Source organism: Bradyrhizobium sp. URHC0002 (assembly GCF_054059515.1).
On the sequence record NZ_JBSSCF010000001.1, the window covers coordinates 7,756,017 to 7,781,437 of the forward strand.

Sequence of the window (25,421 nt, forward strand, 5' to 3'; positions counted from 1 at the left end):
GCTTCGGATCCTGCGCCGCCTGATTGCCTCGCCGGCCGCGACGATACGGGCGCGCGGCACGATCCCTCTAAGACACTGCGCGAAGAATGAACCCTGCGCCGCGGACATTGTGAATCATCGGGGTTTCGCCCGGACCGTCGACCTTGTGCCGCACACGGCCCATATGGACGTCGACCAGGTTGGTTGCCGGAACAAACTTGTAGTTCCAGACCTCCTCGAGCAGCATGGCGCGCGTGAGCAACTGGTCGCTCCGCCGCATCATGTATTCGAGCAGGCGAAACTCGCGCGGCAGCAAGTCAATCTCGCGTTCGCCGCGTTTCGCGGTGCGTTCGATCAGGTCGAGCTCGAGCTGCCCTACCCGCAGGGTGGTTTCTCGCGTTTCCGACGGGCGGCGCAGCAACGCCTCTATTCGCGCGATGAGTTCGACGACCGCGAACGGCTTGGTGAGGTAATCGTCGCCACCCATCCGCAATCCGCGCACGCGGTCATCGACCGCTCCAAGCGCGCTCAGCACCAGGACCGGCGTGCGCACCTGATCCTTCCGCAGGGACTCGATGACGGTAAGGCCGTCCATTCCCGGCAGCAGGCGGTCGACGATCATCGCATCCGGCCGCAAGTCGCGCGCCTTGGCGAGACCCTCCAGTCCGTTCGACGACCATTCCACATCGAAGCCGCGATCGGCCAGTTCCGCCGCGATTTCTCCCGCCGTCTCGTCGTCATCCTCTATGAGAAGAACCTTCGTCATGAGATCGTTCCGACTGCCATCAAGATACCCTCTCACCGCACGGCTCGGCTCGGTCGCAATGATACGCTGGCCGGCTGATAAAGCCATGGTGACGGCGCAAGTCTCAGGGGTTCAGGGGCGCCGGACAGTGCCGCCATCCCTTCGGGACCCGACATGCGCCATCCGCCCGGCGGCCATTTCCGCTGCCTCGGACGAGCACAGCGAGCCCGCTAGAAACAGTTAACCTTCGCCGGCCGGCAGCGCCAATAAATAGCGATTTAATGAATCGGCAGGCCGGCATCTTCCGGTCCGGCGGGCGATTTCGGGCCGCGCCAGGCGACAGTTCGGGCCCCACGCATTCTCACGCCGAGTTGAAGGCACGTGATGCGATGTTTCCTTTGGACGATGGCGGGCGCGCCGCACGTCACAGGAAGAAGCCAGCCTGGCTTCCCCTCACCAATGGAGAACACCAATGCGCAACGTGAAAATTCTGTCGGCTGTCTTGCTCACCGCAGCCACCTTCGCCACTCCGGTGCTGGCCGCCACCGCCTCCCGGCATGTCGTCACCGATACCAACGGTCGCGTGATGTCGACGATGCATCGCGACCAAGGCGATAGCTGCATCCGCGCCCCGCGCGTCGGCGCCTTCGCCACCGATCCGTGGACCGTGCCGCCTTGCGAGCCCAACACGGGTTACTGATCCGCCCGCGTTACGACGGACAACGGCACAAGACGGGCTGGCGGGATATCCGCCGGCCCGTCTTCTTTTGTCGCACGCCAGGCAGCTCTCCTTTGACGCACATCTGCCACGGCTCCAGTTCGTGAACGCGAGGTGGCGTAAACTAACGCCGAATTTAATGGAGGCCTTGTGCATCGCACCTACCTGTCAGTCATCCGACGTTTCGTTCGCGCGGCTCCTTGAAGTTCGCGCGTCACGGCGCCGAGCAATCTGACTGAAAAGGAGTGTCATGATGAAACGGATGATCACGATTTTCGCAACAGCTCTTCTCGCTTCGAGCCTGATGGCGGGCGCGGCCGATGCGCGCGGTGGTGGTGGCGGTGGCGGTCACGGCGGCGGCTTCGGTGGCGGCGGCCATATGGGCGGCGGTTTTGGCGGTGGAGGCCACATCGGAGGCTTTGGCGGCGGCCATATCGGCGCCATGGGGGCCGGCGAACACATGGGAGGCCTCGGCGGCGGCCACATCGGCGCGCATGGCTTTGGACTGCACCAGCACGCCCTGCATCGCTTCGGCGGATATGGGCCAGGATATGGCTACTACGGTTACCCCGATTGCTACGACTGGTACGTCCTTCATCCCAACAGCCCCTTGCCGCTGAGCTGCGGCTGAGACCCTCGCGCACATCCCCGCACGCAGGCTGACGGACCGGCGGGCACTTTCTCAATGCCCTCCGGTCCGACGCCTCCTTGCTTGTTCGTCGCTGCTCGACCGGCACCGGAGAAACACCATGAAACACATCCTGATGATCACGGCGACCTCGGCCTTGCTGTGCGGCCAGGCCTTTGCGCAGCAGGCCGCCGTGATGCCGACGCCTTCGCTCTCGGCCACTTCGCCGCTCGGCATGGTGCCAAGCGCGCCGATCGGCGGCACCGGTATCCCGTTTGGCGCTACGGAAATCGCTTCTCCCGGCGTAAGTCCAGCGCCGATTTCGTCGACCATCGGCGGCACCGTGTGCTCGACCATCGGTACGGCACCGTCAACGATGTTTGGATCGGCGACCACCTTTGACGGCGGCGGCGTGGACGTCGGGACCGTCACACCGCTGAGCACGATGTCCACGATGCCGGGAATGTCGACATCAACAATGTCGTCATCAGGCATTCCGCCGACATCGGCCCTGATCGACACTTCGGGCACCCAAAGCATGTGCGGCGCCGGCTCGGGCAATCTTGCTGCGTCATCGACGCCGACCGCACCGACGGCGCCGGGCGGCGTGCCGCGCACCGGCATTCCGATGGGTTCGACGGAGATCGGCAATCTCGGGATCAGCTCCGCGGCGATGGTGCCCACCATCACCGTCGGACCCACCATCAGCACCATCGCGCCGACGATCCCGACGGTGCCCGCCGTCACGCTGCCGGCCGCGAACACGACAGCCGTCGCCGCGCCCACCGATGCCATCACAGGGATACCGAACATCGCGGGAGCGCCGAACACGATACCGGGCCTGTCAGCCGCCGCCACGATGTTCCGTTGAACCCGCACACGAGAAGCAGCCATGAAAATGAAAGTCGCAATACCTGCCGTCGTATTCGGCGTCGCCGCCGCGGGCGGCCTTCTCTTCCTGACGCACGTCCATTTATTCAAGGCCGCTGTCGCGGCAGCGCCGCCGCCTGCGGTCCCGATCGTTGCCGGCGTGGTCACCCAGCATGACGTACCGATCTATCAGAACGGCGTCGGCACCGTGATTGCATACAACACCGACGTCGTGCGGGCCCAGATCCAGGGCCAGCTCATCAGCATCAACTTCACCGAAGGACAGACCGTCCATGCCGGCGACCTGCTCGCGCAAATCGATCCGCGTCCCTACCAGGCCCAGATCGACCAGTTCGAGGGAAATCTGGAGCGCGACCAGGCTCAACTCACCAATGCCCGCGCCAATCTCGCGCGTTACACCCAGCTTGGCGACAAGGGCTGGGCCACGCCGCAGCTGATCGAGACCCAGAAAGCGCAGGTCGGCCAGCTCGAGGCCGCGATCAAGACCGACCAGGCGCTGATCGAAGCGGCCAAGGTGCAGCTCAGCTACACCCGGCTGACGTCGCCGATCGACGGCGTGGTCGGGATTCGCCAGATCGACGTCGGTAACATCATCAGCCCGACGACGGCCAACGGCCTTGTTGTCGTGACGCAGCTCGACCCGATCTCGCTGGTCTTCACCTTGCCGGAAGGGGTGCTGCCGCAGATCCAGAAGCAGCAGCAGGCGGCCAAAACGCCGCTGCCCGTCCTCGCCTATAACCAGGATGATACGCTTGAGTTGGGAAAGGGCGTGCTCGCCCTAGTCAACAACGAGATCCTGCAGACAACCGGCTCGATCCAGCTCAAGGCAACCTTTCCCAACAAGTCCCGCGAGCTTTGGCCGGGTGAACTGGTCAATGCGCGGTTGCTCGTTACGACCCGCCACAACGGCCTGACCGTCCCTGCCTCCGTCGTGCAGCAAGGTCCGAACGGCGCCTATGCCTATGTCGTCAAACCCGACAGCAAGGTCGCGATCCGTCCGCTCAAGGTCGCTCAAATCACCGACGGCGAAGCGCTGATCGATTCCGGGCTGAAGGCCGGCGAGCAGGTCGTGGTTGACGGACAGTATCGGCTGCAGCCGGGCACGCATGTCACGATCCTGCACGGCGAAGCGGCCGACGAAGCGGCGGCACAACAAGCACAACAGGCGATAATCCCATGAACATATCCGCGCCCTTCATCCAGCGCCCGATCGCAACCGCGCTTTTGATGGTCGGCCTTCTGGTCGGCGGCCTGGTCGCCTATCCGCTGCTGCCGATCGCGGCACTGCCGAATGTCAACTATCCGACGCTTCAGGTCACGGCGCAGTTGCCGGGCGCCGATCCGCAGACCATGGCGGCGTCGGTCGCGACGCCGCTCGAACTCCAGTTCGGCCAGATTCCGGGTCTCACCCAGATGACGTCAGCGAGCGCACTCGGCTACACCCAGATCACGCTGCAGTTCGATCTGAACCGCCAGATCGACGGAACGGTCAGCGATACGCTGTCGGCGATCAACGCCGCCAGCCCCTTCCTGCCATCGGGCATTCCCTACCCGCCGACGATCCGCAAGGTCAATCCGGCCGATACGCCGATCCTCGTGCTCGGCCTGACCTCGGACAGCCTGCCGCTGACCACGGTGGACGCCTATGCGGAAAACATCCTGCTGCAGAAGATTTCGCAGATACCGGGCGTCGGCCTCGTCGGCCTCGGCGGCCAGCAAAAGCCCGCCGTGCGGGTGCAGCTCGATCCGCAGGCGCTGGCCGCGCGCGGCATCAATCTGGAGGACGTCCGCACGGCGCTCGGCCAGGCCAATGTCGACCTGCCGAAAGGCACGCTCAACAGCCCGCGCCAGACCTATACGCTGAACACCAACGACCAACTGCTCAATGCGGACGATTACGCCAATCTGGTGATCGCCTACCGAAACGGCTCGCCGGTCCGCATCCGCGACGTCGGCCGCGCCGTCAGCGCACCGGAAAACGACCTGATCGCCGGCTGGTACAACAACCAGCGCGCGGTCATCATGGCGATCCAGCGCCAGCCCGGCGCCAACGTCATCGACACTGTCGAGCGGATCAAGGCGATGATGCCGGTGCTGCAGGCGTCGATCCCGCCCGCCGTCAAGGTCAACGTCATTTCCGACCGCACCGATACGGTTCGCGCATCCATCCACGACGTTCAGTTCACGCTGATACTGACGGTTGCGCTGGTGGTGATGGTGATATTCGTGTTCCTGAGAAATTTCTGGGCGACGGTTATCCCGGCTGTCACCGTTCCGCTGTCGCTGATCGGCACCTTCGCGGTCCTCTACGAGCTGGGCTACAGCCTCGACAATTTGTCGCTGATGGCGCTGTCGATCGCCGTGGGCTTCGTGGTCGACGACGCCGTCGTCGTGATCGAGAACATCGTGCGGCACATGGAGGGAGGCGCCACGCCCTACGAAGCGGCGCTGAAGGGCGCCGGCGAAATCGGCTTCACCATCATGTCGATCACGCTGTCACTGATCGCGGTGTTCATTCCGCTGTTCCTGATGGGCGGATATGTCGGGCTGCTGTTCCGCGAATTCGCCGTCACCGTCAGCGTCGCCCTGCTGCTGTCGCTCATGATCTCGCTGACCCTGACGCCGATGATGTGCGCGCGGCTGCTCAAGCCGGAAAGCAGGACGCACGGGCGGCTGTTCCGCCTCTCCGAAGGCGGCTTCAATGCCTTGCTCGGCGCCTACGAGGCGGGCTTAAGAATCGTGCTGCGTCACCGCTTCATTACGCTGTTGACGATGTTTGCGACCATCGCACTGACCGGCTATCTCTACGTGGTCATTCCCAAAGGCTTCTTTCCGCAGCAGGACACCGGGCTGATCATCGGCCTGTCCGAAGCCGCACAGGATATTTCCTATTCCGCGATGACCGAGCGCCAGCAGGCCCTGCTCAATGCCATCATGAGGGATCCGGCCGTCGCATCCATCGGCTCGGCGATCGGCGCCGGAGGCGGCAACACCACGGTCAACAACGGCCGCATCTACATTGCGCTCAAGCCGTACAAGCAACGCGACAGCATGGAAACGATACTCGCGCGGCTGCGGACCAACCTTGCCAAGATCCAGGGCATCACGCTCTATATGCAGGCCGCGCAGGACATCACGATCGGCGGCCGCGTCTCGAAAACCCAGTATCAGTACACGCTTGATGACGCCGATTCCGGCGAGCTGAATCACTGGGCGGCACTGTTCCTCGACAGGATCAAGAAGGTCCCCGGCATCACCGACGTCGCGACCGACCAGCTCAATTCCGGTCCCCTGCTCGACATCGCCATCAAGCGCGAGGTGGCCTCAAGCTACGGCATCCTGCCCTTCACCATCGACAACACGCTCGATGACGCCTTTGGCCAGCGCATCGTCTCGACCATGTACACGGCCTTGAACCAGTACCATGTCATCATGGAGGTCAATCCGAAGTTCCAGTACTCGCCGGAAGCGTTGAGCGGCATCTATGTCAAATCCTCAGCCGGCCAGGAAGTGCCGCTATCGACGCTGGTCGACAGCGTGGTCAAGGTCGCCCCGCTCGTGGTCAACCACCAGGGCCAGTTCCCGTCGGTGACGATCTCGTTCAACCTGCTGCCGGGCACGGCGATCGGCGAAGCGACAGCGGCCATCCAGCATATCGAGCAGCAACTCGGCAAGCCGTTGTCGCTACAGACGAGTTTCCAGGGCAACGCGCAGGCCTTCGGGGATTCGCTGTCGACCACGCCGATCCTGATCGCGGCTGCGCTGTTCGTGATCTACCTCATCCTCGGCATATTGTATGAGAGCCTGATCCACCCCATCACCATCATCTCGACACTGCCGTCGGCGGGGCTGGGCGCGTTGCTGCTGCTGATGGCGGCGCATCTCGATCTCAGCGTGATCGCGATCGTCGGCATCATCCTCCTGATCGGCATCGTCAAGAAGAACGGCATCATGCTGGTCGATTTCGCCCTGCATGTCGGTCAGCAGGAGGGACTGACGGCGGAGGAAGCGATCTATCGCGCCTGCATCCTGCGTTTCCGCCCCATCCTCATGACCACGATGGCGGCCATGCTCGCCGGCGTCCCCATGATGCTCGGCACCGGCGCGGGATCCGAGATACGCCAGCCGCTCGGCTATGCCATCGTCGGAGGTCTCGCCGTGTCGCAGCTCCTCACGCTGTATACGACGCCGGTGGTCTACATCTACCTCGACAGGCTGCAGACCTGGCTGTTCGGAAAGCGGAAGCCGCCGATCGAAGGTCACGCCAAGCTGACGCCGGCCGAATGACGGCAATCCCGGGCGGCGCAATGCAGCCGCCCGGCCTGCCACCAGTCGCCCGGGCCGCTGGCGCAGCAGTCTAGTAATTGCTCGCCGTCGCCTCGTTCGGAATGCCGTCGATCGGGCACTCGTCGGTCCCAACCGTCGGGCGGGTCATCGCTTCGACCATTTCGCGCGTGCCTTCGGGATCGTCGATCCATTTTTTGTAGAAATCATAGGGGCAGGACGCGACGCCTTTCGCGCCTTCGCCGGAATTGATCATGCCGGTATAGCCGCGATGCAGCAGCTTGAAGAGATGGTTCTGCGACTGGCCGTTACGGCGCGCATCGCGGATCAGGCTCTTCGATAATCCTGCGTACTGGATGCCGTATTCCTCCTCGCCGGTCTCGCCCAGGGTGCGGCCGTCGAAGCCGATGATGGCGGAGTGACCGAAATAGGAGTAGACGCCATCGAACCCGGCGGCATTGGCGACGGCGACATAGACATTGTTGGCCCAAGCCATCGCCTTGGAAATCAGGATCTGCTGCTCCTTGGCTGGATACATGTAGCCCTGGCAGCGCACGATCAATTCGGCACCCTTCATGGCGCAGTCGCGCCAGATCTCCGGAAAGTTGCCGTCGTCGCAGATGATCAGGCTGACCTTCAGGCCCTTCGGGCCCTCGGACACATAGGTGCAGTTGCCGGGATACCAGCCTTCGATCGGCACCCACGGCATGATCTTGCGGTACTTCTGGACGATCTCGCCCTTGTCATTCATCAGGATCAGCGTGTTGTACGGCGCCTTGTTCGGGTGCTCCTCGTGGCGCTCGCCGGTGAGCGAGAACACGCCCCAGACTTTTGCCTTGCGGCAGGCTTCGGCAAAGATCTCCGTCTCGTCGCCGGGGACCTGCGAGGCGGTTTCGTACATCTCCTTGGAGTCGTACATGATGCCGTGCGTGGAATATTCCGGGAAGATCACGAGATCCATGCCCGGCAGGCCGAGCTTCATGCCCACGATCATGTCGGCGATCTTGCGCGCGTTGTCGAGCACCTCGGCCTTGGTGTGCAGCCGCGGCATTTTGTAATTGACGACCGCGACGCCGACCGTGTCGTTGCTTGAGGAAATGTCACCGTGGAGCATTGGATCGCCTCTTGTTCCGGTTTGAGTTTGAAGGATCGCGCTTCAGTGGCTGATCATCCATGGACGGGCGGTCGGAAAGCCTTTGGCGCCGCTCTTCGTCTTGGTCACCAGCCGAGCCGGCTTCTTCCTTCCGGTTGAACAACAGCCGCAGCCGGGTCCGTGCGCGGCCTTGTATTCGGCCGATGTCTTCGGTGCGTGGGCGCTGCGTTCGTTGGTGGCGATGGCTTTCCGCTTGTCTGATGGCATGCAGAAGAATGCCGGCGCGGTCAGGATCACGCGCGGCGATTCAATCTCGCAGCGTGGGCAGTCCTGCGGATCGTCGCATTCGGCCATCGGCCGCATGTCCGTGAACGGACCGCAATCGTTGCAGAGATATTCGTAGACGGGCATCTGGTTTCCTCGCGCGAATACTTTGGAATAGATTTCGCGATCGCGGATGCGGGGCGGCCGGCACGCATGCCGTCCCGCATCCTTCTCGCGCAGGGATTACTTGTCCGGCGAGATCGGCATCTGGATGTCGCCCGTGATGTGCTTGATCGGGCCCGCTGAGGACGGCATGATGTCGAAATCGAAAATCTCCGTCGGAAGCCACAAGGTGGCGCAGGCGTTCGGCACGTCGACGACGCCGGAGATGTGGCCCTGGCACGGCGCGGTGCCCAGGATCGAATAGGCCTGCGCGCCGGAATAGCCGAACTTCTTCAGATATTCGATCGCGTTCAAGCAGGCCTGGCGATAGGCGATGTGGACGTCGAGGTAATGCTGCTTGCCGGCTTCGTCGACCGAGATGCCTTCGAAGATCAGATAGTCCTTGTAGTTCGGCGTGATCGGCGACGGCTTGAACACGGGATTCTTGATGCCGTACTTTGCCACCCCGTCCTTGATGATATCGACCTTCAAATGCAGCCAGCCGGCCATCTCGATCGCACCGCAGAAGGTGATTTCGCCGTCGCCCTGGCTGAAATGCAGATCGCCCATCGAGAGGCCGCCGCCCGGCACATAGACCGGGAAGAAGATCTTTGAGCCGCGCGACAGGTCCTTGATGTCGCAATTGCCGCCATGCTCGCGCGGCGGCACGGTTCGCGCGCCCTCCGCACCGACCTTGGCCTTGGCATCGCCCTTGGCGCGGCCGGCGTGGGCAGTCGCGGCGAATGGCGGATTGGCGAGGCCGGGCACACGCGTCGGGTTGGTCGCGATCAGCGCGGTCTCGCGTTCGTTCCAGGTCGCGAGCAGTTTTGGATCGGGCAGACAGCCGATCAGGCCGGGATGGATCAGGCCGGCAAAATTCACGCCGGGAATGTGGCGCGACGACGTGTAGAGGCCCTTAATGTCCCAGATCGACTTCTGCGCCAGCGGAAAATGATCGGTCAGGAAGCCGCCGCCATTCTGCTTGGAGAAGAAGCCGTTAAAACCCCAGAGGCTTTCCTTCAGCGGACCGACGTCGAGCAGATCGACCACCAGGAGATCGCCAGGCTCGGCGCCCTTGACGCCGATCGGGCCGGACAGGAAATGCACGATCGACAGATCGATGTCGCGCACGTCATCGGCGGAATCGTTGTTCTTGATGAAGCCGCCGGTCCAGTCATAGGTCTCGATGATGAAATCGTCGCCCGGGTTGACCCACGAAACCATCGGAATGTCGGGATGCCACCGATTGTGGATCATGTCGTTTTCGTAGGCCGACTTCGAAAGATCGACCTTGATCAGTGTCTCTGGCATCGATAGCTCCCCTTTTTAGACAGCGGTTACGAGTTTAGACGGACAGGAATTTCGAGACTTGCGCGGCATCGACGCTGTCGCGCGGGTCGTCGCGGACGATCTCGCCGTTCTCGATGACAAGCACGCGATCGGCGATATCGAGTGCGAAGCTCAGCACCTGTTCGGAGACGACGATCGACAGGCCGCGCTCGTCGCGGATCCGCTTCAAGGTCCGCGCCATCTCCTTGATGATCGACGGCTGGATGCCCTCGGTCGGCTCGTCCAGCAGCAGGACTTTCGGCTTGGTGGCGAGCGCGCGCGCGATCGCCAATTGCTGCTGCTGACCGCCCGACAGATTGCCGCCGCGGCGGTTCTTCATCTCCAGCAGCACCGGAAACAATTCGTAGATGTCTTCCGGCACCTCCGACCCACCCGACACCACGAGACCGGTCTCGATGTTCTCCTTCACCGTCATGGTGGAGAAGATCATGCGGCCCTGCGGCACATAGGCGAGGCCTTTTGCGACACGATCGTAGCTCGGCAAAGCACTAAGCTCGGCGCCTTCCATGCTGACCGAGCCGCTTTTGGTGGGCACGATCCCCATCAGCGACTTCATCAGCGTCGTCTTGCCCATGCCGTTGCGACCCATGATCGCGACGATCTCGTTGGGCGCCACCGACACATTGAGGCCGTGCAGCACCTCGCTCTGGCCGTAGGCGACGTGTAGATCCGAAATTGCCAGCATCGATGCGCTCCTTAGTGTCCGAGATAAACTTCGATCACTTTCGGATCGTTCTTGACCTTCTCCATCGTCCCCTCCGACAGGATCTGGCCCTGGTGCAGGACCGTGACCTTGTGGGCGATGTCCTCGACGAATTTCATGTCGTGCTCGATCACCAGCACCGAGCGGTCCTTGATGATGCGGTTCAGCAGTTCGGCGGTCTTGGCGCGCTCGCTGACGCTCATGCCGGCCACCGGCTCGTCGAGCATCAAGAGGTCCGGATCCTGGATCAGCAGCATGCCGATCTCGAGCCACTGCTTCTGGCCGTGGCTGAGCAACGCTGCGCTCATGTCGAGGCGATCCTTGAGGAAGATCATTTCCGCGACTTCATGAACCCGGTCCCGCACGGTGGCGTCGCGCGTAAACGTCAGCGCGCCAAACACGGTCCGTCCGCGCGGAAACGAAATCTCGAGATTCTCGAACACGGTAAGATCGTCGTAGATCGACGGGGTCTGGAATTTGCGTCCCACCCCGGCCTTCACGATCTGGTTTTCCTTCAGCTTCGTCAGCTCCTTGCCGCGAAACTCGATCGAACCTGACGTGGCCTTGGTCTTTCCGCAGATCAGGTCAAGCACCGTGGTCTTGCCGGCACCGTTAGGGCCGATGATGACGCGGATCTCGTTCTCCTCGACATAGAAGGAGAGATCGTTGACCGCCTTGAACCCGTCAAAGGACACCGTGAGCCCTTCGACCGCGAGCAGGAAAGGTTTGGGTTGATGACCGATGAGCATTGATCTATCTCCTCACTGCCAGTGTGGCATCGGCATCGTGATGACCGATCAGCATGATGTCCTCCTCACTCTGCCGGCGCGCCGTCGGCGACGGAGCTGTCGGTCCAGCCGGCCTCGGACTTTGGCTTGCGCGAAGCGATCAACCGGTCGATCCGCGGCTGCACGTAGTCCCCCCAGATGCCGGCGAGGCCGTTGGGGAAAGCGAGGACCACGGCGATGAACAATCCACCGAGGCCGAACAGCCAGAGTTCGGGGAAGGATTCCGAAAGGCTGGTCTTCGCGAAATTGACCAGGATGGTTCCGTAGACCGCGCCCAGGATCGAGAGCCGGCCGCCGACCGCGGTATAGATCACCATCTCGATCGACGGCACGATGCCGACAAAGGATGGCGACATGAATCCGACCTGAAGCGCGAACATGGCCCCGCCGATGGCGGCGAAGATCGCGCCGACGCAGAAGGCGAAGATCTTGAAATTGGCGACGCTGTAGCCGGAGAAGCGGACCCGGTCTTCCTGATCACGCATCGCGACCAGGATGCGGCCGAGCTTCGAGTGCCGGATGAACTGGGCGATGAAGATGCAGATGAACAGCAGGCCTACCTCGAAGAAGTAGAGCACGATCTTGGCGTGGTCGGGACGGATATCCCACCCCTTGAGCGTACGCAGGTCCGTCATGCCGTTGATGCCGCCGGTGTAGCCCTGCTGACCGACGATCAGGATGGTGAGGATCGCCGCGACCGCTTGCGTGATGATCGCGAAATAGGTGCCACCGACGCGGCGCTTGAACATCGCCGCACCAATGATCAAGGCAAAGATGCCCGGCACCAGGATGACGGCGGCGATGGTAAAGGTGAGGCTGTGGAACGGCTTCCAGAACAACGGCAGCGAGGTGATCTGATTCCAGTCCATGAAATCGGGAATTCCGGGGGTCGATTGGATCTTGGTGTTCTCGACGCTCGATGCCTCGAGCTTGAGAAACATCGCCATGCAGTAGCCGCCGAGACCGAAGAACACGCCCTGCCCCAGGCTCAGGATGCCGCCATAGCCCCAGCAGATCACCAGACCCAACGCCACGAAGGCGTAGGTAAGGTACTTCGCGACGAGGTTGAGCCTGAAGACATCGAGACAGAGCGGCAGGATCACCACCAGCAAGACGGCGAGCACCAGGATCCCGATCAGCTCCGATCGATTGGTAAAGCGATTGTCGGTCATGGCTTCAGCCCTCTTGTTATTTGCGGACCTTGAGGGCGAACAGACCCTGCGGCCGCAGCATCAGAATTGCGACAACCGCGAGCAGCGTCAGCACCTTCGCCATCGATCCCGACATGAAGAATTCGAGCGTCGACTGCGTCTGCGAGATCGAGAAGGCCGATGCGATGGTGCCGAGCAGGCTCGCGGCGCCGCCGAACACGACCACCAGGAAGGTATCGACGATGTAGAGCTGGCCTGAGGTGGGCCCGGTCGAGCCGATCATGGTGAAGGCACTGCCGGCGACGCCGGCGATGCCGCAGCCGAGCGCGAAGGTGAAGCGGTCGACTTTCGCGGTGTTGATACCGACGGCGCCGGCCATGATGCGGTTCTGCACCACGGCGCGGACCTGGCGACCCCAGCGTGACTTGTACATGATGTAGGCGACCGCCATCGTGATCAGCACGGTCAGCGCCATGACGAAGACGCCGTTGATCGGCACCTCGATCGAGTCGGTGACCTTGAGCGAGCCCAGCATCCACTGCGGCAGATCGACGCCGACCTCACGCGCGCCGAAGATCGAGCGATAGGCCTGCTGCAGCATCAGGCTGAGACCCCAGGTCGCCAGCAGCGTATCGAGCGGCCGCTTGTAGAGATGGCGGATCAGCACCCACTCCACCAGCATGCCGAGCGCGCCGGAGGCGAGGAAAGCCAGTATCATCGCGAGGAAGAAATAGCCGCTGAACAAACCCGGCAGATAGCTCTGGAACACATTCGACGTCATCCAGGTGACGTAGGCGCCGAGGATCATGAACTCGCCATGCGCCATGTTGATGACGCCCATCTGGCCGAAGATGATCGCAAGACCGAGCGCCATCAGAACGTAAACGGAAAACAGGATCAGGCCCGCAAAACCCTGCATGACGAAGATGGAGCCGAGATCGCCAATCGAATATTCGCCGAACATCTGACTTCTCCGTCGAGGGAAAGGGGTCCCGCGTCGCGAGAAAATTCGCGACGCGGGGTCGTGAGCGCGGATTGACGGTCCACGCCAGGGAGCTCGGGGAAAGCTGCGGGAGGTTCCGCTGCGCTTACTGGTAGCCCTTCGGGAACGGATCGGGTTCGACCAGATCGGCGGTCTCAAAGATCAGTTCGAACTGGCCATCGAGCTTGGCCTTGCCGACGCGGGTCTTCGACCAGAGGTGATGGTTTTCGTGGATGCGCACGTAGCCTTCGGGCGCGCCCTTGAATTCGATGCCGGGTGAGGCGGCGGCGATCTTGTCGATGTCGAAGCTGCCGGCCTTCTCGCAGGTCAATTTCCACAGCCACGGGCCGAGATAGGCAGCCTGTGTCACGTCGCCGATCACGGTCTTCTCACCCCACATCTTCTTGAAGGCGGCCACGAACTCCTTGTTGTTGGCATTGTCGAGCGACTGGAAGTACTTCATGCAGGCATAGGCGCCCGCGATGTTTTCACCGCCGATACCGTCGATTTCGTCCTCGGTTACCGAGATCGTCAGCAGCGCCTGCTTCGAAAGGTCGACGCCGGCCGCCTTGAGCTGCTTGTAGAAGGCGACGTTCGAGCCGCCGACCACGTCGGTGAAAATCACGTCGGGTTTGGTCAGCTTGATCTTGTTGATCACCGAATTGAACTGGGTGCTGCCGAGCGCGTAATATTCCTCACCGACGACCTTGCCCTTCAGCACGTTCTCGACGTGCTTGCGCGCGATCTTGTTCGAGGTGCGCGGCCAGATGTAATCCGAACCGATGAAGAAGAACGACTTTGCGCCCTTCTCCTTGGCGATCCAGTTCAACCCGGCGAGAATCTGCTGGGTGGCTTCCTGACCGGTGTAGATGACGTTCTTGGACTGCTCGAGACCTTCATAGAAGGTCGGGTAGTAGAGCATGCCGTTGTACTGCTCCATGACCGGCAGCACCGCCTTGCGCGATGCCGAGGTCCAGCAGCCCATGATCGCCGCAACCTTGTCGTTGACGAGCAGCTTCTTGGCCTTTTCCGCAAAGGTCGGCCAGTCGCTGGCGCCGTCTTCCTGGATGAACTTGATCTTGCGTCCGAGCACGCCGCCGGCGGCGTTGATCTGTTCGATCGCGAGCTTTTCGGCCTGGATCGAGCCAGTTTCCGAAATCGCCATCGTTCCAGTGGCCGAGTGCAGGATGCCGACGGTGACTTCCGTATCGGTGACGGCGAGGCCCGTGGCGTTGACCACGGAGGTTGCGGGGCCGGCTCCGAATGACGGCCGGGGAAGGATCGAAATGAACGGCAGCGCCGCCGCACCCATCAGCAGTTTGCGGCGAAGCGGCGACTGCAGGCCCTTGTTTGGTTCGTCTGACATGAGCACCCCATTTTTGGTTCGAGAACGCTTATTGGTCAGGCGAGGATGAACCGGATTTGTGCACTGCACAGATACGTGGGATTGCGTATATTGCACCGCAAAATAGCGACGTAGATTTTGGTACGGGGTTTGCTGGCTACGCAGGGTCGGTTGAACGGGTCAGGAGCATCACAGTGGCAGGGCGGCAGCGGATTGACCGCGTCAGGCGCCAATATAATCAATGGGTTGCGAACCAGACCCTGGAAGACTATGCGCTGCGCTTCACCGCCAAGAGCGCCCGGCGATGGTCGGCCGCCCGCGTCGCCAATACGGCCCTTGGCGCCATCTCTTTTCTGGCGCTGGAGGCGATCGGCGGCACGATTACGCTGAATTACGGCGCAGCCAACGCCACCGCCGCCATTCTGGTCGTAAGCGTCATCATCTTCTTTTGCGGCCTGCCGATTGCCTATCATGCCGCAAAATGCGGCATCGATATCGACCTGCTGACCCGCGGCGCCGGCTTCGGCTATATCGGCTCGACCATCACCTCGCTGATCTACGCCTCCTTCACCTTCATCTTCTTCGCGCTCGAAGCGGTCATCATGGCGGCCGCGCTGGAGATGTGCTTCGGCATCCCGCGCCCGATCGGCTATCTCATCAGCGCCGTCGTCATCATCCCCCTGGTGACCTACGGCATCACCTTGATCAGTCGCTTCCAATTGTGGACGCAGCCGCTCTGGGTCGTCCTCCACATCCTTCCCTTCGTGGCGATCGCCTGGGCCAATCCGCATTCGTTCACGGAGTGGCGGAAATTCGCCGGCGAGCATGGCGACGCCGGCGGCCATCTCGATCTGCTGCTGTTCGGCACCGCCGCCTCGGTGGTGTTTTCACTGGTTGCGCAGATCGGCGAGCAGGTCGACTTCCTGCGTTTTCTGCCGCGCGACCGCCGAACCTCCCGCACGTCATGGTGGATCGCATTGCTGGGCGCCGGCCCCGGCTGGATCGTCTTTGGTGCACTCAAGCTGTTGCTGGGCTCGTTCCTCGCCTACTTCGCGCTCAGCCACGGCGTCTCCAGCGAGCACGCCGCCGAGCCCGCGCATATGTATCTCGAAGCGTTTCGTTACGTGCTGTCGCAGCCCGATCTGGTGCTGGCGCTGACTGGCACCTTCGTCATTCTCTCGCAAATCAAGATCAACGTCACCAACGCCTATGCCGGCTCGATCGCCTGGTCGAACTTCTTCTCGCGGCTGACGCACAGCCATCCCGGCCGCGTGGTCTGGCTGGTGTTCAACGTCATGGTGGCGCTGCTGCTGATGGAAATCGGCGTCTACAAGGCGCTGGAGCAGACGCTGGCGCTTTACTCCAACGTCGCGATTGCCTGGGTCGGCGCGCTGGTCGCCGATCTCGTCGTCAACAAGCCGCTTGGGCTTCGCCCGCAGCACATCGAGTTCAAGCGCGCGCATCTCTACGACATCAATCCGGTCGGCGTCGGCGCCATGACCATCGCAACCATCGTCTCGATCTCGGCGTTTTATGGCCTGTTCGGACCGACGGCGAAGGCGCTCTCGGCCTTCGTGGCGCTGGCGGTCGCCTTCATCGCCGCGCCCCTGATCGCATGGGCCACCGACGGAAAATACTACATCGCGCGCAAACCCAAGCGAAGCTGGCAGAACCTCGAGGCGATCCAGTGCTGCATCTGTGAGCATTCGTTCGAGCCGGAGGACATGGCCTCCTGCCCCGCCTATGCCGGCCCGATCTGTTCGCTGTGCTGCTCGCTCGATGCGCGCTGCCACGATCTCTGCAAGCCGCATGCGCGGATCGGCGCGCAGGTGTCGGAGACGCTGGGCAAAATGCTGCCGGAGACGATCTACGCCCGGATCAACTCGCAGTTCGGGCACTATCTCGGGGTGTTCGCGGTATCTGCGGGCCTCGTCGGGTTGACGCTCGGGCTGATCTATCTGCAGACGTCGGCGACGATTCCGGTCGACGGTTTTGCGCTATCCGACGTGCTCTGGAAGGTGTTCTTCGCGCTCACCATCATCATCGGCGTGGTGGCGTGGCTGTTCGTGCTGGCGCAACAAAGCCGCCGCGCGGCGGAGGCGGAAACGCGGCGGCAGACCGCGCTCCTGATTCAGGAAATCGACGCGCACAAGCGCACCGATGCCGAGCTGCAGCGCGCCAAGGAAGTGGCGGAATCGGCGAACCTCGCCAAGAGCCGCTATGTGGTCGGCCTGAGCCATGAACTGCGCTCGCCGCTGAACGCCATCTCCGGCTATGCGCAACTGCTGGAACAGGATTCCGGCCTCGCCACCAAGCCGCGCGACCAGGTGCGCGTGGTGCGGCGCAGCGCCGACCATCTGTCCGGGCTGATCGACGGCATTCTGGACATTTCCAAGATCGAGGCCGGCCGGCTCTATCTATCGCGCGACGAGGTGCGCCTGAGCGAATTCCTCGACCAGCTCGTCGGGATGTTTCGCGTTCAGGCTGCGGCCAAGGGCATCGACTTCGTTTTCAGGCGGCCTGCGGTGCTGCCCCTCGTCGTCTATGCCGACGAAAAGCGGCTGCGCCAGGTTCTGATCAACCTGCTGTCGAATGCGCTAAAATTCACGCAGACCGGCAGCGTGCAGTTCGTTGTGCATTACCGCAGCCCGGTCGCGGAGTTCGAGGTGATCGATACCGGCCCCGGAATCCAGGCAGGCGATCTCGAACGCATCTTCGCGCCGTTTGAGCGCGGTGCGCTCGGCGTGTCGCAGCCGCAGACCGGCACCGGCCTCGGCCTCACCATCAGCCGGCTGCTGGCGGGCGTGATGGGCGGCGACATCAAGGTGACCAGCCAGGTCGGCAAAGGCAGCATTTTCCGCGTCAAGATCCTGCTGTCGGAAGTCACCAATCCGACAAGGATCGCGCCGGTGGAGGCGCCAATCTTTGGCTATCACGGCCCGCGCAAGACGATCCTCATTACCGATGACGATCCGACCCACCGCGACCTCTTGCGCGAGGTGCTGGCGCCGCTCGGCTTCATTCTCTTGAGCGCGCCCGACGGACCCGGCTGCCTCGCGCTGGCGCAACACTGCCGGCCCGATCTGTTTCTGCTGGATATCTCGATGGCGGGCATGGACGGCTGGACGGTGGCGGAAACGCTGCGCGCCAACGGCCATCACCAGGCCCGTATCCTGATGGTGTCGGCGAGCGCGCTTGAAGCGCATGGCGCGCCGCTGGCGCAACCGTTTCACGACGGCTATCTGATGAAGCCGATCGATATTCCCAAGCTGGTGGAGACGATCCGGCAGTTGCTCAAGATCGAATGGCAATACGAGGCCGAGCACATACCCCAGCCGCGCTGGAAACCGGAGACGGGATCGCGGCCGCCGGTGAAATATGTCGAGGAACTGATCGGTCTCGGGCAACTCGGCTATATCCGCGCGATCCAGGTCAAGCTGGACGAGATCGGAAACGATTACCCCGAACATGCCGATTTCGTTTCGCAAATGCGCGCGCTGATCGACCGCTTCGATCTCGATCAGTACATGGCGGCCCTGAAAACACTGCACAGCTATGATCACTGAATCAAAAAAGCGCGACGTCGCACTCATCGTCGATGACTCCCCGGAGACCCTGCGGCTGCTCACCGACGCGCTCGACGGCGCCGGCATGACGGTCATGGTCGCGCTCGACGGCGCGGCGGCGATGCGGATCGTCGACCAGATCACGCCCGACATCGTACTGCTCGACGCGGTCATGCCCGGGTTGGACGGTTTTGAAACCTGTAAGCGGTTGAAGCGCGACGCCGGCCTCGATCACGTTCCGATCATCTTCATGACCGGGCTGGCCGAAACCGAACACATCGTGCGCGGCCTCGAAGCCGGCGGCGTTGACTATGTGACAAAACCCATTGCGGTCGAGGAGATGCTGGCGCGCATCCGCGTCCACCTCGCCAATGCGCGGCTGACCCAGAGCGCGCGCGCCGCCCTCGACGTCTCCGGCCGTTATCTGCTCGCCGTGAACAGCCTGGGCAAGATCATGTGGGCGACGCCCCAGGCGCAGAAACTGCTGTCGGATACGCTTGGCCCGGATAGCGACGACGATGTCGTGCTGCCCGACCCGATCCCGCAATGGCTGGACCAGGCCCGCAAGGGCAAGGCCGGGTCGAAAGCCGCGATCATGACCGCGCTTCCCGGCAACGAGCAGCTCCGGCTGCAATATATGGGCAAGCTCGGCGCCAACGAATTCCTGCTGCGGCTTGCCAAGGATTCCGGCACCGAGACGCCAGCGGAATTCTCCAGCGAGCTCGGCCTGACGACGCGCGAGGGCGAAGTGCTGTCGTGGCTGTCGAAAGGCAAGACCAACCGCGACATCGCGCAAATTCTGGGCCTGAGCCCGCGCACCGTCGACAAGCACTTGGAGCAAATCTACTCGAAACTCGGCGTCGAGAACCGTACCGCAGCGGCCGCAATCGCGGTGAACGCGAAGCATCGAAAATCCTGAGGCAACATTCTTCCTCGCTCTCCCCGCGCGGGACCGAGATTCTGCCAGCGCACATGCTTCCCACGAGACAATTTCCAACCCTTGCGGCCATGCTCGCTCGACGTCATCGTTGACGGTTGACTGACCTGCCGCCTTCTTGCGACACTCTCGCAAAAGCCGATCCTGCATGGCTGGCCATGCAGGCTTCGATCAAAGATGGGAAGACACTATGGGAAGCGCTTCAAAAGCAGCGATCGCAATCCTGCTCGCATGGCAATGGGCCGGCGTCACGAGCAGTTACGCCGCGAGCGTGTACCCCGAACGTGCGATCCGTCTCGTCGTTGGTTTTCCCGCCGGCGGCAGTTCGGATGCGATCGCGCGCATCGTGCAGCCGAATGTTGAAAAACAACTAGGGCAGTCGCTCGTGATCGAAAATCGTCCCGGTGCGGGCGGAGCGATCGCGATCGGCATGGTCGCAAAGGCACCGCCAGACGGCTACCTGATCGGGCTGGGTGGAGCGGCAGGGCTCGGCGTCAGCCTCGGTGTCCAGGAGACCGCCGCCTATGATCCGATCAAGGACCTTGCGCCGGTTACCGGCCTCGCGTCGGTGCCTTTCATCCTCGCAGCCTCAAATTCGCTGCGGGGAAAAACGCTCCGCGAGATCATCACCATGGCAAAGCAGCCAAACAACCTTACGATCGGTCACGGCGGTAACGGCACGCTGATGCACCTGACGTCCGAGATGTTCAATCAGATGGCCGATATCAGAATCGAGCTGGTGCCCTATCGCGGCATGGCCCCGGTCGTCACCGATCTGGTCGGCGGGCATATGCCGCTCGGCGTGATCGATCCTCCATCGGCGATGTCTGCGATCGAAGGCGGTCTCATTGCGCCCATCGCCGTCTCTTCGGCCACGCGATACCAACGTCTCCCGGACGTTCCAACATTCGCCGAACAAGGCGTTCCGGGTTTTGAAGCGACCGGTTGGTTCGGCATCGTTGCGCCTGCCGCAACGCCGGACGATGTGATCGCAAAACTCAACGCGGCCTTTGTCACCGCGCTGAAAGATCCGGCAATCGTTGAGCGAATCCGCGCGCTCGGATCCGATCCCCTGCCCATGTCGCCCCAGGAGTTTTCACGTTTCATCGAGAGCGAGGCGAGGAAATGGGAAACGGTTGCTGCAAAAGCGGGGAAAAAATAGACCTCATTTCACCCGCGCTTCACCGGGGTCGTTCAGGAACCTGGTGACGACCTCGATCTGATCAGCCGCGATCAGCGCCGGCGCATGACCGCAATTCTGGACGGTGTGGACGCTCACGTTGCGATTGCGGCGCACCATGTCCTTGAGAACGGCTTCGGGGAGCAGGTCGGATTGTTGCCCGCGGATCACCAGGATGGGGATGTTGATGGCGTCCCAATATTTCCAGAGATCGACGCTGTAGTGCCAGGGGTTTCGAAAGGCATGGGCAATGTTCGGATCGCACAGCGGTTTGAAGCAGCGCGCCTCCGCGCTCCATGCGACACTATGCGTTGTCAGATGCCGCCAGTGCGCATCCTCCAATTGCCCGAAGGGGGCGAGAACGCGTCGATAATAGCCTTCGGCCTGTTCGATCGTCTCAAAGGATTTTGGCGCATCTTTGAGATTGGCGCCGAGGCGAAGCAATCCGGCCCAGGGCAAATAAGGTCCGATATCGTTGATGACGATGCGGCGGATGGGGCTGCCCGGAAGTGCGGCCAGAACCATTCCGATCAACCCGCCCAACGACGTTCCGATCCAGTCGACCTCGGTTGCACCGAGAGCCGCCATCACGACGGTCATGTCGCTGCAATACTGAGGCAACACATAGTCGCTGCTGTCGTGCAGCCGTTCGCTCTGTCCCCGCCCCGGCAAATCCGGACAAATAACCCGACGTCCCCCATCCACAAGCGCAGCCGCAAGGTGATCGAAATCCCGGCCGTTCCTGGTCAGTCCGTGAACGCAAACCACCGGCCGCACCGCGGACGCTGGCCCCCAATCCGCGAACGCAACGCGATGGAAGCTGCGCCGGGTCAGCCCTCGCACCCATCCGGTCCGGTCGGGAGCCATCTGCCGTCCATCAGGCAAATCCGCGGAAATCTTCAAGGCTTTGCGGAACTCTGGGGATTTCAATTCCATCGGCCTATTCGACAAACCGGTGCGCGTCGGCCGACGTTTCGAAAATATGCGGAGCGACGTCGCGGCGGGACAGGGCGTCGCCGAGCTTCAAGCGCATGAATGCGCTGGTCGTGTAACGCGAGGCATGGTCGTAGCAGGTCCGTTCGATGTCGGCGGCCATCGAAAACCATTTGTCCGCCATGTGGGACGCGATATCAGATGAATCGTAATTGATGACCGCAGAGAAGCGGCGCCCGACCCGATGGAAGACTTCCAGGATGGCAGCCCGAATGGCCTCGACGTCGACCTCGGTATGGACGCGATATCCATCGAGACCGAGGAACAGCGTGTTGCGATCGGCATCGTACGACAGCCGCTCTGACAGCGGCCGGTTGAGGAGCAGGTCGTCCAGTCGCATCAGCTCCTCACGGAACAGCGCCGCATCCATGGCTCTCGGCGAACGGATGATGGGCCGAAAACCCATGAGCGCCAGAATGTCCCGCTCCAGGTCGATACCCGGCGCAATCTCGATCAGTTCGAGGCCTTCCGGGACAAGCCTGAACACACATCGTTCGGTCACATAATGAACCGGCTGCTTGTTGGTTGCGGCAAGCTTGCCCGAGAATGTGATCTGATCGACCTCGCCGATGAATTTCGACGATTTGCCCTCGCTGAGGATCTTGAGCTGACCATCCACGACCGATGTCTTAAGCCCGCCCGTGGTGAAGGTGCCGGCGAAGATCAGCCGGCGCGCGTTCTGCGAGATGTTGATGAAACCGCCGGCCCCGGCCAGGCGGCCGTTGAACAGGCTGACATTGACATCGCCCCGGCCATTGACCTGCGCCATGCCGAGGCAGGCCAGATCGAGCCCGCCGCCGTCGTAGAAATCGAACATCTGGTTCTGGTCGATAATGGATTCGGCATTGATCGCCGCGCCGAAATCAAGGCCGCCTTGCGGAATGCCGCCGATGATGCCGGGCTCGGCCGTCAGCGTCACGAAGTCGAACAGCTTTTCCTCCGCCGCAACCGAGGCAATGCCCTCGGGCATGCCGATGCCGAGATTGACGACGCCGCCCATCGGCAATTCCAGCGCGCAGCGGCGCGCGATGATCTTACGGTTATCCAGCGGGATCGGGACGTTTCGATCGGCCGGCGCGCGCAATTCGCCCGAGAACGCCCCGTTGTAGCCGGTGGCATAGGTCTGGACATGGTTTTCCGGCTGCGCAACGACGACGCAATCGATCAGGACGCTCGGGATCTTGACATGCCGCGGATTGAGCGAGCCGGATGCGGCGATGCGCTCGACCTGCGCGATCACGAACCCCTTGCAGTTCTTGGCAGCGGTCGCCAACGCCAGATTGTCGAGGGTCAGCGCCTCCTTTTCCATCGAGATGTTGCCGTTGTGGTCGGCCGTCGTGCCGCGGATGATCGCGACGTTGATCGGAAACGCCTTGTAGAACAGCCACTGCTCGCCATCGATTTCGATCAGCCGCACCAGTTCCTCGGTGGTGCGGGCATTCAGCTTGCCGCCGCCATTGGCGGGGTCAACGAAGGTACCGAGGCCCACCTTGGAAAGAAGACCGGCCTTGCGTCCCGCAATCTCGCGAAACAGATGCGATACGCATCCGAGCGGCAGGTTGTAAGCCTCGACATGGTTGTCGACCGCCATCCGGGCGAGTTTTGGCACCAGGCCGAAATGCCCGCCGACCAGCCGCCTGATCAGCCCCGGATGGGCCAGGCGGTTGAGGCCGCGATCGCCGCCGTCCCCCGGCGCCGCTGCGAACACAAGGGAAAGATCCCGGGGTTCTCCGGTCTGGATGAAGCGACGTTCCAGCGCCTTGATGATTTCATCGGGCGTTCCGACGCCGACGAAGCCGGACGATGCCACGGTGTCGCCGGAGCGGATGATGGCAACCGCCTCCGCGGCATCGACGATCTTGTTGCGCATCAGGTTTCACTCACAGGATTGGCGTCACGGTCGACCAACCAGTCGGCGATGCTCTGGCTGAGCTTGCCCTGCGATTTGCTGGAGACGAACAGGCCGACATGGCCGCCCGGCAGCGGGATTTCGGTATAATCCTGGCTGCCGACTTTCGCGCCAAGCGCACGCGAGCAGTCCGGCGGAATGATATGGTCGTCCAGCGCAAAGACATTGAGCACGGGGGCCGTGATCGATTTCAGATCGACCTGTCGGCCGGAAAGGACGAAACTGCCGTCCACCAGGCGATTCTCTTGATACAGGTCCTTAAGCCACTGCTTCGCCGCCTCACCGGGATGGTGCGGCCGGTCCGCCAGCCATTTCTCCATCCGCAGGAAATTCATGAATTTGGCCTCGTCGTCGACGACGTCGATGAGGTCGACATTGTATTTCGTCAGCGAGCGCATCGGCGTCATCATCGAGAACACCGAGCTCATGAACTCGCCGGGCAGCACGCCGTAGGTATCGACCAGCTTGTCGATATCCTGGGGATCAAGGCTGCGGGTCCAGATGTTCAAAAACCCGTGGTGGGCGGCCTTGTCCTTGACGTCAGCGTGGAAGTCGATCGGGGTGATCGTGATGACGAGGTTTTTCACCTTCTCGGGATGCAGCGCGGCGTAACAGGTCGTAAAGACGCCGCCCTCGCAGATGCCGAGCAGATTGATCTTGTCGTGGCCGGTATCCTGCGCGATCCGGTCGACGGCGGCATCGATGTAGTCATCGACGTAATCATCGATGGTCAGCCACCGCTCGGTTCGGCCGGGCTGGCCCCAGTCGATCAGCCAGAGATCGAGCCCCTTCGACAACAGGCTGCGTACCAGCGAACGGTCGGGCTGAAGATCGGCCATGGTGTATCGCCCGATCAGACCATAGGCCAGAAGAACGGGCGTTTTTGCCGTCGCTTGCGTCATCGGCTCGTAACGGAACAGCTCCACCTTGTCGCGGCGCATGACGAGATGCTTCGGCGTCGTACCGATATTGACATCCTCGTCTCTCGTATTCGCGATCAGCTGCGTCGCCTTGAACATTTTCTCGGCGTTGGCAGCCATGTCGCGGGCGAAACGCGAGGCCTGGTTTTCCTGATCACTCATAGCGCGCCTTCGGTCTTCTGGTCTCGCGCCTGGCGGGCGAGCGCACGGACCTCGCGCCGAAGCTCCGTCAACTGACGCGTCACGTCATCGAAATCCTTGCGCGTCGGCAGACCGAACATCGCCGAGGCGGCCTCCGCGACGTCGTCCTGCCGGCTTCGCAACTGCAACCCGGCCTGCAGCAGCTCCTTCTGGGCCTGCAGAAAGCCCTCGGTGCGCTGGTTGCGAATGAGTTCCTCGTTGGAGATCTCGCTCCACTTGGCAAACGCCTCGCGCCAATCCGGAGCGGGAGCCTCACGCGTACCGGTCGCGGCCATCGTCTCAAAATACCGTTTCGAGGCCTCCGTCCACGGCGCGGCGGCGACCGCATTGTAGCTCGCAAGCCGCTGGCGCATCTCGATCCAGGCGGCAAAGACCAGCGCCATTTTCCGGTCGATGTCCCAGACATCGGCAAGCCGCGGCCCCTGTGCCATGCGCTCGATCGCCGCAGACAGTTCATTGCCGTCGCCGAAGCCGGCCGGCTTCTCCGACAAACGCGCCAGCATGAACGGGCCCATCGAACCCGACCAGGCCTCAAACATGCGGTTCGAGGATTCGGCCATCGTCTGCCACAGCTTCGCCCACTCAAGACCGGGATCGGAATCCGCGGCAGCCGATTTGTCTTTCTCGGTCAT

The 25,421-nt window shown here is 62.3% G+C and carries 21 protein-coding genes; 7 read left to right on the top strand and 14 right to left on the bottom strand.

Annotation, left to right across the window (positions count from 1 at the left end; all coding sequences use genetic code 11):
- Nucleotides 1-67 precede the first annotated feature (67 nt).
- On the bottom strand, nt 68-745 hold the full coding sequence (locus ACVWVY_RS37410; RefSeq protein ID WP_456631106.1) for a response regulator transcription factor: 678 nt from the start codon (nt 743-745) through the stop codon (nt 68-70).
- Nucleotides 746-1,196: 451 nt separating this feature from the next.
- Here ACVWVY_RS37410 and ACVWVY_RS37415 point away from each other — a divergent pair, with 451 nt between their 5' ends.
- Both ACVWVY_RS37415 and ACVWVY_RS37420 read left to right on the top strand, forming a co-directional pair.
- Nucleotides 1,197-1,424 (top strand): hypothetical protein, encoded by a 228-nt coding sequence (locus tag ACVWVY_RS37415; protein ID WP_456631107.1) that lies wholly within the window; start codon nt 1,197-1,199, stop codon nt 1,422-1,424.
- Between the two features lie 271 nt (nt 1,425-1,695).
- Nucleotides 1,696-2,073 (top strand): hypothetical protein, encoded by a 378-nt coding sequence (locus ACVWVY_RS37420; protein ID WP_456631108.1) that lies wholly within the window; start codon nt 1,696-1,698, stop codon nt 2,071-2,073.
- A 51-nt stretch (nt 2,074-2,124) separates the two neighbouring features.
- Here the strand turns inward: ACVWVY_RS37420 and ACVWVY_RS37425 are convergent, their stop codons facing one another.
- Nucleotides 2,125-2,964 (bottom strand): hypothetical protein, encoded by an 840-nt coding sequence (locus ACVWVY_RS37425; RefSeq protein WP_456631109.1) that lies wholly within the window; start codon nt 2,962-2,964, stop codon nt 2,125-2,127.
- Between ACVWVY_RS37425 and ACVWVY_RS37430 the strand changes: the two genes are divergently transcribed.
- Complete coding sequence (locus ACVWVY_RS37430; RefSeq protein WP_456631110.1) at nt 2,963-4,141, top strand: efflux RND transporter periplasmic adaptor subunit; 1,179 nt, start codon at nt 2,963-2,965, stop codon at nt 4,139-4,141. The two genes, ACVWVY_RS37425 and ACVWVY_RS37430, sit on opposite strands and share 2 nt — an antisense overlap.
- Complete coding sequence (locus ACVWVY_RS37435) at nt 4,138-7,248, top strand: efflux RND transporter permease subunit (RefSeq protein WP_456631111.1); 3,111 nt, start codon at nt 4,138-4,140, stop codon at nt 7,246-7,248. The genes ACVWVY_RS37430 and ACVWVY_RS37435 overlap by 4 nt, the downstream gene beginning before the upstream one ends.
- Nucleotides 7,249-7,318: 70 nt before the next feature.
- On the opposite strand, the gene ACVWVY_RS37440 is transcribed toward ACVWVY_RS37435, so the two are convergent.
- From ACVWVY_RS37440 to urtA, 8 genes are all read right to left on the bottom strand, one after another.
- Entirely contained in the window at nt 7,319-8,359 is a 1,041-nt protein-coding gene (locus ACVWVY_RS37440; protein WP_456631112.1) for an aliphatic amidase, read from the bottom strand.
- A 42-nt stretch (nt 8,360-8,401) separates the two neighbouring features.
- On the bottom strand, nt 8,402-8,749 hold the full coding sequence (locus tag ACVWVY_RS37445) for an FmdB family zinc ribbon protein (protein WP_456631113.1): 348 nt from the start codon (nt 8,747-8,749) through the stop codon (nt 8,402-8,404).
- A 96-nt stretch (nt 8,750-8,845) separates the two neighbouring features.
- Complete coding sequence (gene fmdA, locus ACVWVY_RS37450; protein ID WP_456631114.1) at nt 8,846-10,075, bottom strand: formamidase; 1,230 nt, start codon at nt 10,073-10,075, stop codon at nt 8,846-8,848.
- Between the two features lie 34 nt (nt 10,076-10,109).
- The gene (gene urtE / locus ACVWVY_RS37455; RefSeq protein WP_426534595.1) at nt 10,110-10,799 is read right to left on the bottom strand and encodes an urea ABC transporter ATP-binding subunit UrtE; all 690 of its coding nucleotides are present in this window, start codon (nt 10,797-10,799) and stop codon (nt 10,110-10,112) included.
- A gap of 11 nt (nt 10,800-10,810) precedes the next feature.
- Nucleotides 10,811-11,566, bottom strand: coding sequence for an urea ABC transporter ATP-binding protein UrtD (urtD, locus tag ACVWVY_RS37460; RefSeq protein ID WP_456631115.1), 756 nt, complete (start codon nt 11,564-11,566; stop codon nt 10,811-10,813).
- A gap of 65 nt (nt 11,567-11,631) precedes the next feature.
- On the bottom strand, nt 11,632-12,777 hold the full coding sequence (urtC, locus tag ACVWVY_RS37465; RefSeq protein ID WP_456631116.1) for an urea ABC transporter permease subunit UrtC: 1,146 nt from the start codon (nt 12,775-12,777) through the stop codon (nt 11,632-11,634).
- Nucleotides 12,778-12,793: 16 nt separating this feature from the next.
- Nucleotides 12,794-13,720 (bottom strand): urea ABC transporter permease subunit UrtB, encoded by a 927-nt coding sequence (gene urtB, locus ACVWVY_RS37470; RefSeq protein ID WP_456631117.1) that lies wholly within the window; start codon nt 13,718-13,720, stop codon nt 12,794-12,796.
- A gap of 124 nt (nt 13,721-13,844) precedes the next feature.
- Nucleotides 13,845-15,104 (bottom strand): urea ABC transporter substrate-binding protein, encoded by a 1,260-nt coding sequence (gene urtA, locus ACVWVY_RS37475; protein WP_456631118.1) that lies wholly within the window; start codon nt 15,102-15,104, stop codon nt 13,845-13,847.
- 173 nt (nt 15,105-15,277) lie between these two features.
- Here urtA and ACVWVY_RS37480 point away from each other — a divergent pair, with 173 nt between their 5' ends.
- From ACVWVY_RS37480 to ACVWVY_RS37490, 3 genes are all read left to right on the top strand, one after another.
- Complete coding sequence (locus ACVWVY_RS37480) at nt 15,278-18,649, top strand: hybrid sensor histidine kinase/response regulator (RefSeq protein WP_456631119.1); 3,372 nt, start codon at nt 15,278-15,280, stop codon at nt 18,647-18,649.
- The gene (locus tag ACVWVY_RS37485; RefSeq protein ID WP_456631120.1) at nt 18,639-19,568 is read left to right on the top strand and encodes a response regulator; all 930 of its coding nucleotides are present in this window, start codon (nt 18,639-18,641) and stop codon (nt 19,566-19,568) included. Before ACVWVY_RS37480 ends, ACVWVY_RS37485 begins: the two co-directional genes overlap by 11 nt.
- Nucleotides 19,569-19,776: 208 nt before the next feature.
- The gene (locus ACVWVY_RS37490) at nt 19,777-20,748 is read left to right on the top strand and encodes a Bug family tripartite tricarboxylate transporter substrate binding protein (RefSeq protein ID WP_456631121.1); all 972 of its coding nucleotides are present in this window, start codon (nt 19,777-19,779) and stop codon (nt 20,746-20,748) included.
- A gap of 3 nt (nt 20,749-20,751) precedes the next feature.
- Here ACVWVY_RS37490 and ACVWVY_RS37495 read toward each other — a convergent pair whose 3' ends face one another.
- From ACVWVY_RS37495 to ACVWVY_RS37510, 4 genes are read right to left on the bottom strand one after another with little or no spacing between them, the layout of a single operon-like run.
- On the bottom strand, nt 20,752-21,702 hold the full coding sequence (locus tag ACVWVY_RS37495) for an alpha/beta fold hydrolase (RefSeq protein WP_456631122.1): 951 nt from the start codon (nt 21,700-21,702) through the stop codon (nt 20,752-20,754).
- Nucleotides 21,703-21,706: 4 nt separating this feature from the next.
- On the bottom strand, nt 21,707-23,629 hold the full coding sequence (locus tag ACVWVY_RS37500) for an acyl CoA:acetate/3-ketoacid CoA transferase (RefSeq protein WP_456631123.1): 1,923 nt from the start codon (nt 23,627-23,629) through the stop codon (nt 21,707-21,709).
- Nucleotides 23,629-24,750, bottom strand: a complete 1,122-nt coding sequence (gene phaC / locus ACVWVY_RS37505) for a class III poly(R)-hydroxyalkanoic acid synthase subunit PhaC (RefSeq protein WP_456631124.1) — start codon at nt 24,748-24,750, stop codon at nt 23,629-23,631. The genes ACVWVY_RS37500 and phaC overlap by 1 nt, the downstream gene beginning before the upstream one ends.
- On the bottom strand, nt 24,747-25,421 hold the full coding sequence (locus ACVWVY_RS37510) for a poly(R)-hydroxyalkanoic acid synthase subunit PhaE (RefSeq protein WP_456631125.1): 675 nt from the start codon (nt 25,419-25,421) through the stop codon (nt 24,747-24,749). The genes phaC and ACVWVY_RS37510 overlap by 4 nt, the downstream gene beginning before the upstream one ends.

Coding starts and splice junctions, on each gene's coding strand:
- urtB (WP_456631117.1), bottom strand. CDS start 13,720: ATGTTCGGCGAATATTCGATTGGCGATCTCGGCTCCATCTTCGTCATG.
- ACVWVY_RS37495 (WP_456631122.1), bottom strand. CDS start 21,702: ATGGAATTGAAATCCCCAGAGTTCCGCAAAGCCTTGAAGATTTCCGCG.
- ACVWVY_RS37415 (WP_456631107.1), top strand. CDS start 1,197: ATGCGCAACGTGAAAATTCTGTCGGCTGTCTTGCTCACCGCAGCCACC.
- ACVWVY_RS37410 (WP_456631106.1), bottom strand. CDS start 745: ATGACGAAGGTTCTTCTCATAGAGGATGACGACGAGACGGCGGGAGAA.
- urtA (WP_456631118.1), bottom strand. CDS start 15,104: ATGTCAGACGAACCAAACAAGGGCCTGCAGTCGCCGCTTCGCCGCAAA.
- ACVWVY_RS37485 (WP_456631120.1), top strand. CDS start 18,639: ATGATCACTGAATCAAAAAAGCGCGACGTCGCACTCATCGTCGATGAC.
- fmdA (WP_456631114.1), bottom strand. CDS start 10,075: ATGCCAGAGACACTGATCAAGGTCGATCTTTCGAAGTCGGCCTACGAA.
- urtD (WP_456631115.1), bottom strand. CDS start 11,566: ATGCTCATCGGTCATCAACCCAAACCTTTCCTGCTCGCGGTCGAAGGG.
- urtC (WP_456631116.1), bottom strand. CDS start 12,777: ATGACCGACAATCGCTTTACCAATCGATCGGAGCTGATCGGGATCCTG.
- ACVWVY_RS37420 (WP_456631108.1), top strand. CDS start 1,696: ATGAAACGGATGATCACGATTTTCGCAACAGCTCTTCTCGCTTCGAGC.
- ACVWVY_RS37490 (WP_456631121.1), top strand. CDS start 19,777: ATGGGAAGCGCTTCAAAAGCAGCGATCGCAATCCTGCTCGCATGGCAA.
- ACVWVY_RS37445 (WP_456631113.1), bottom strand. CDS start 8,749: ATGCCCGTCTACGAATATCTCTGCAACGATTGCGGTCCGTTCACGGAC.
- ACVWVY_RS37440 (WP_456631112.1), bottom strand. CDS start 8,359: ATGCTCCACGGTGACATTTCCTCAAGCAACGACACGGTCGGCGTCGCG.
- ACVWVY_RS37435 (WP_456631111.1), top strand. CDS start 4,138: ATGAACATATCCGCGCCCTTCATCCAGCGCCCGATCGCAACCGCGCTT.
- phaC (WP_456631124.1), bottom strand. CDS start 24,750: ATGAGTGATCAGGAAAACCAGGCCTCGCGTTTCGCCCGCGACATGGCT.
- urtE (WP_426534595.1), bottom strand. CDS start 10,799: ATGCTGGCAATTTCGGATCTACACGTCGCCTACGGCCAGAGCGAGGTG.
- ACVWVY_RS37425 (WP_456631109.1), bottom strand. CDS start 2,964: ATGGCTGCTTCTCGTGTGCGGGTTCAACGGAACATCGTGGCGGCGGCT.
- ACVWVY_RS37500 (WP_456631123.1), bottom strand. CDS start 23,629: ATGCGCAACAAGATCGTCGATGCCGCGGAGGCGGTTGCCATCATCCGC.
- ACVWVY_RS37510 (WP_456631125.1), bottom strand. CDS start 25,421: ATGACCGAGAAAGACAAATCGGCTGCCGCGGATTCCGATCCCGGTCTT.
- ACVWVY_RS37430 (WP_456631110.1), top strand. CDS start 2,963: ATGAAAATGAAAGTCGCAATACCTGCCGTCGTATTCGGCGTCGCCGCC.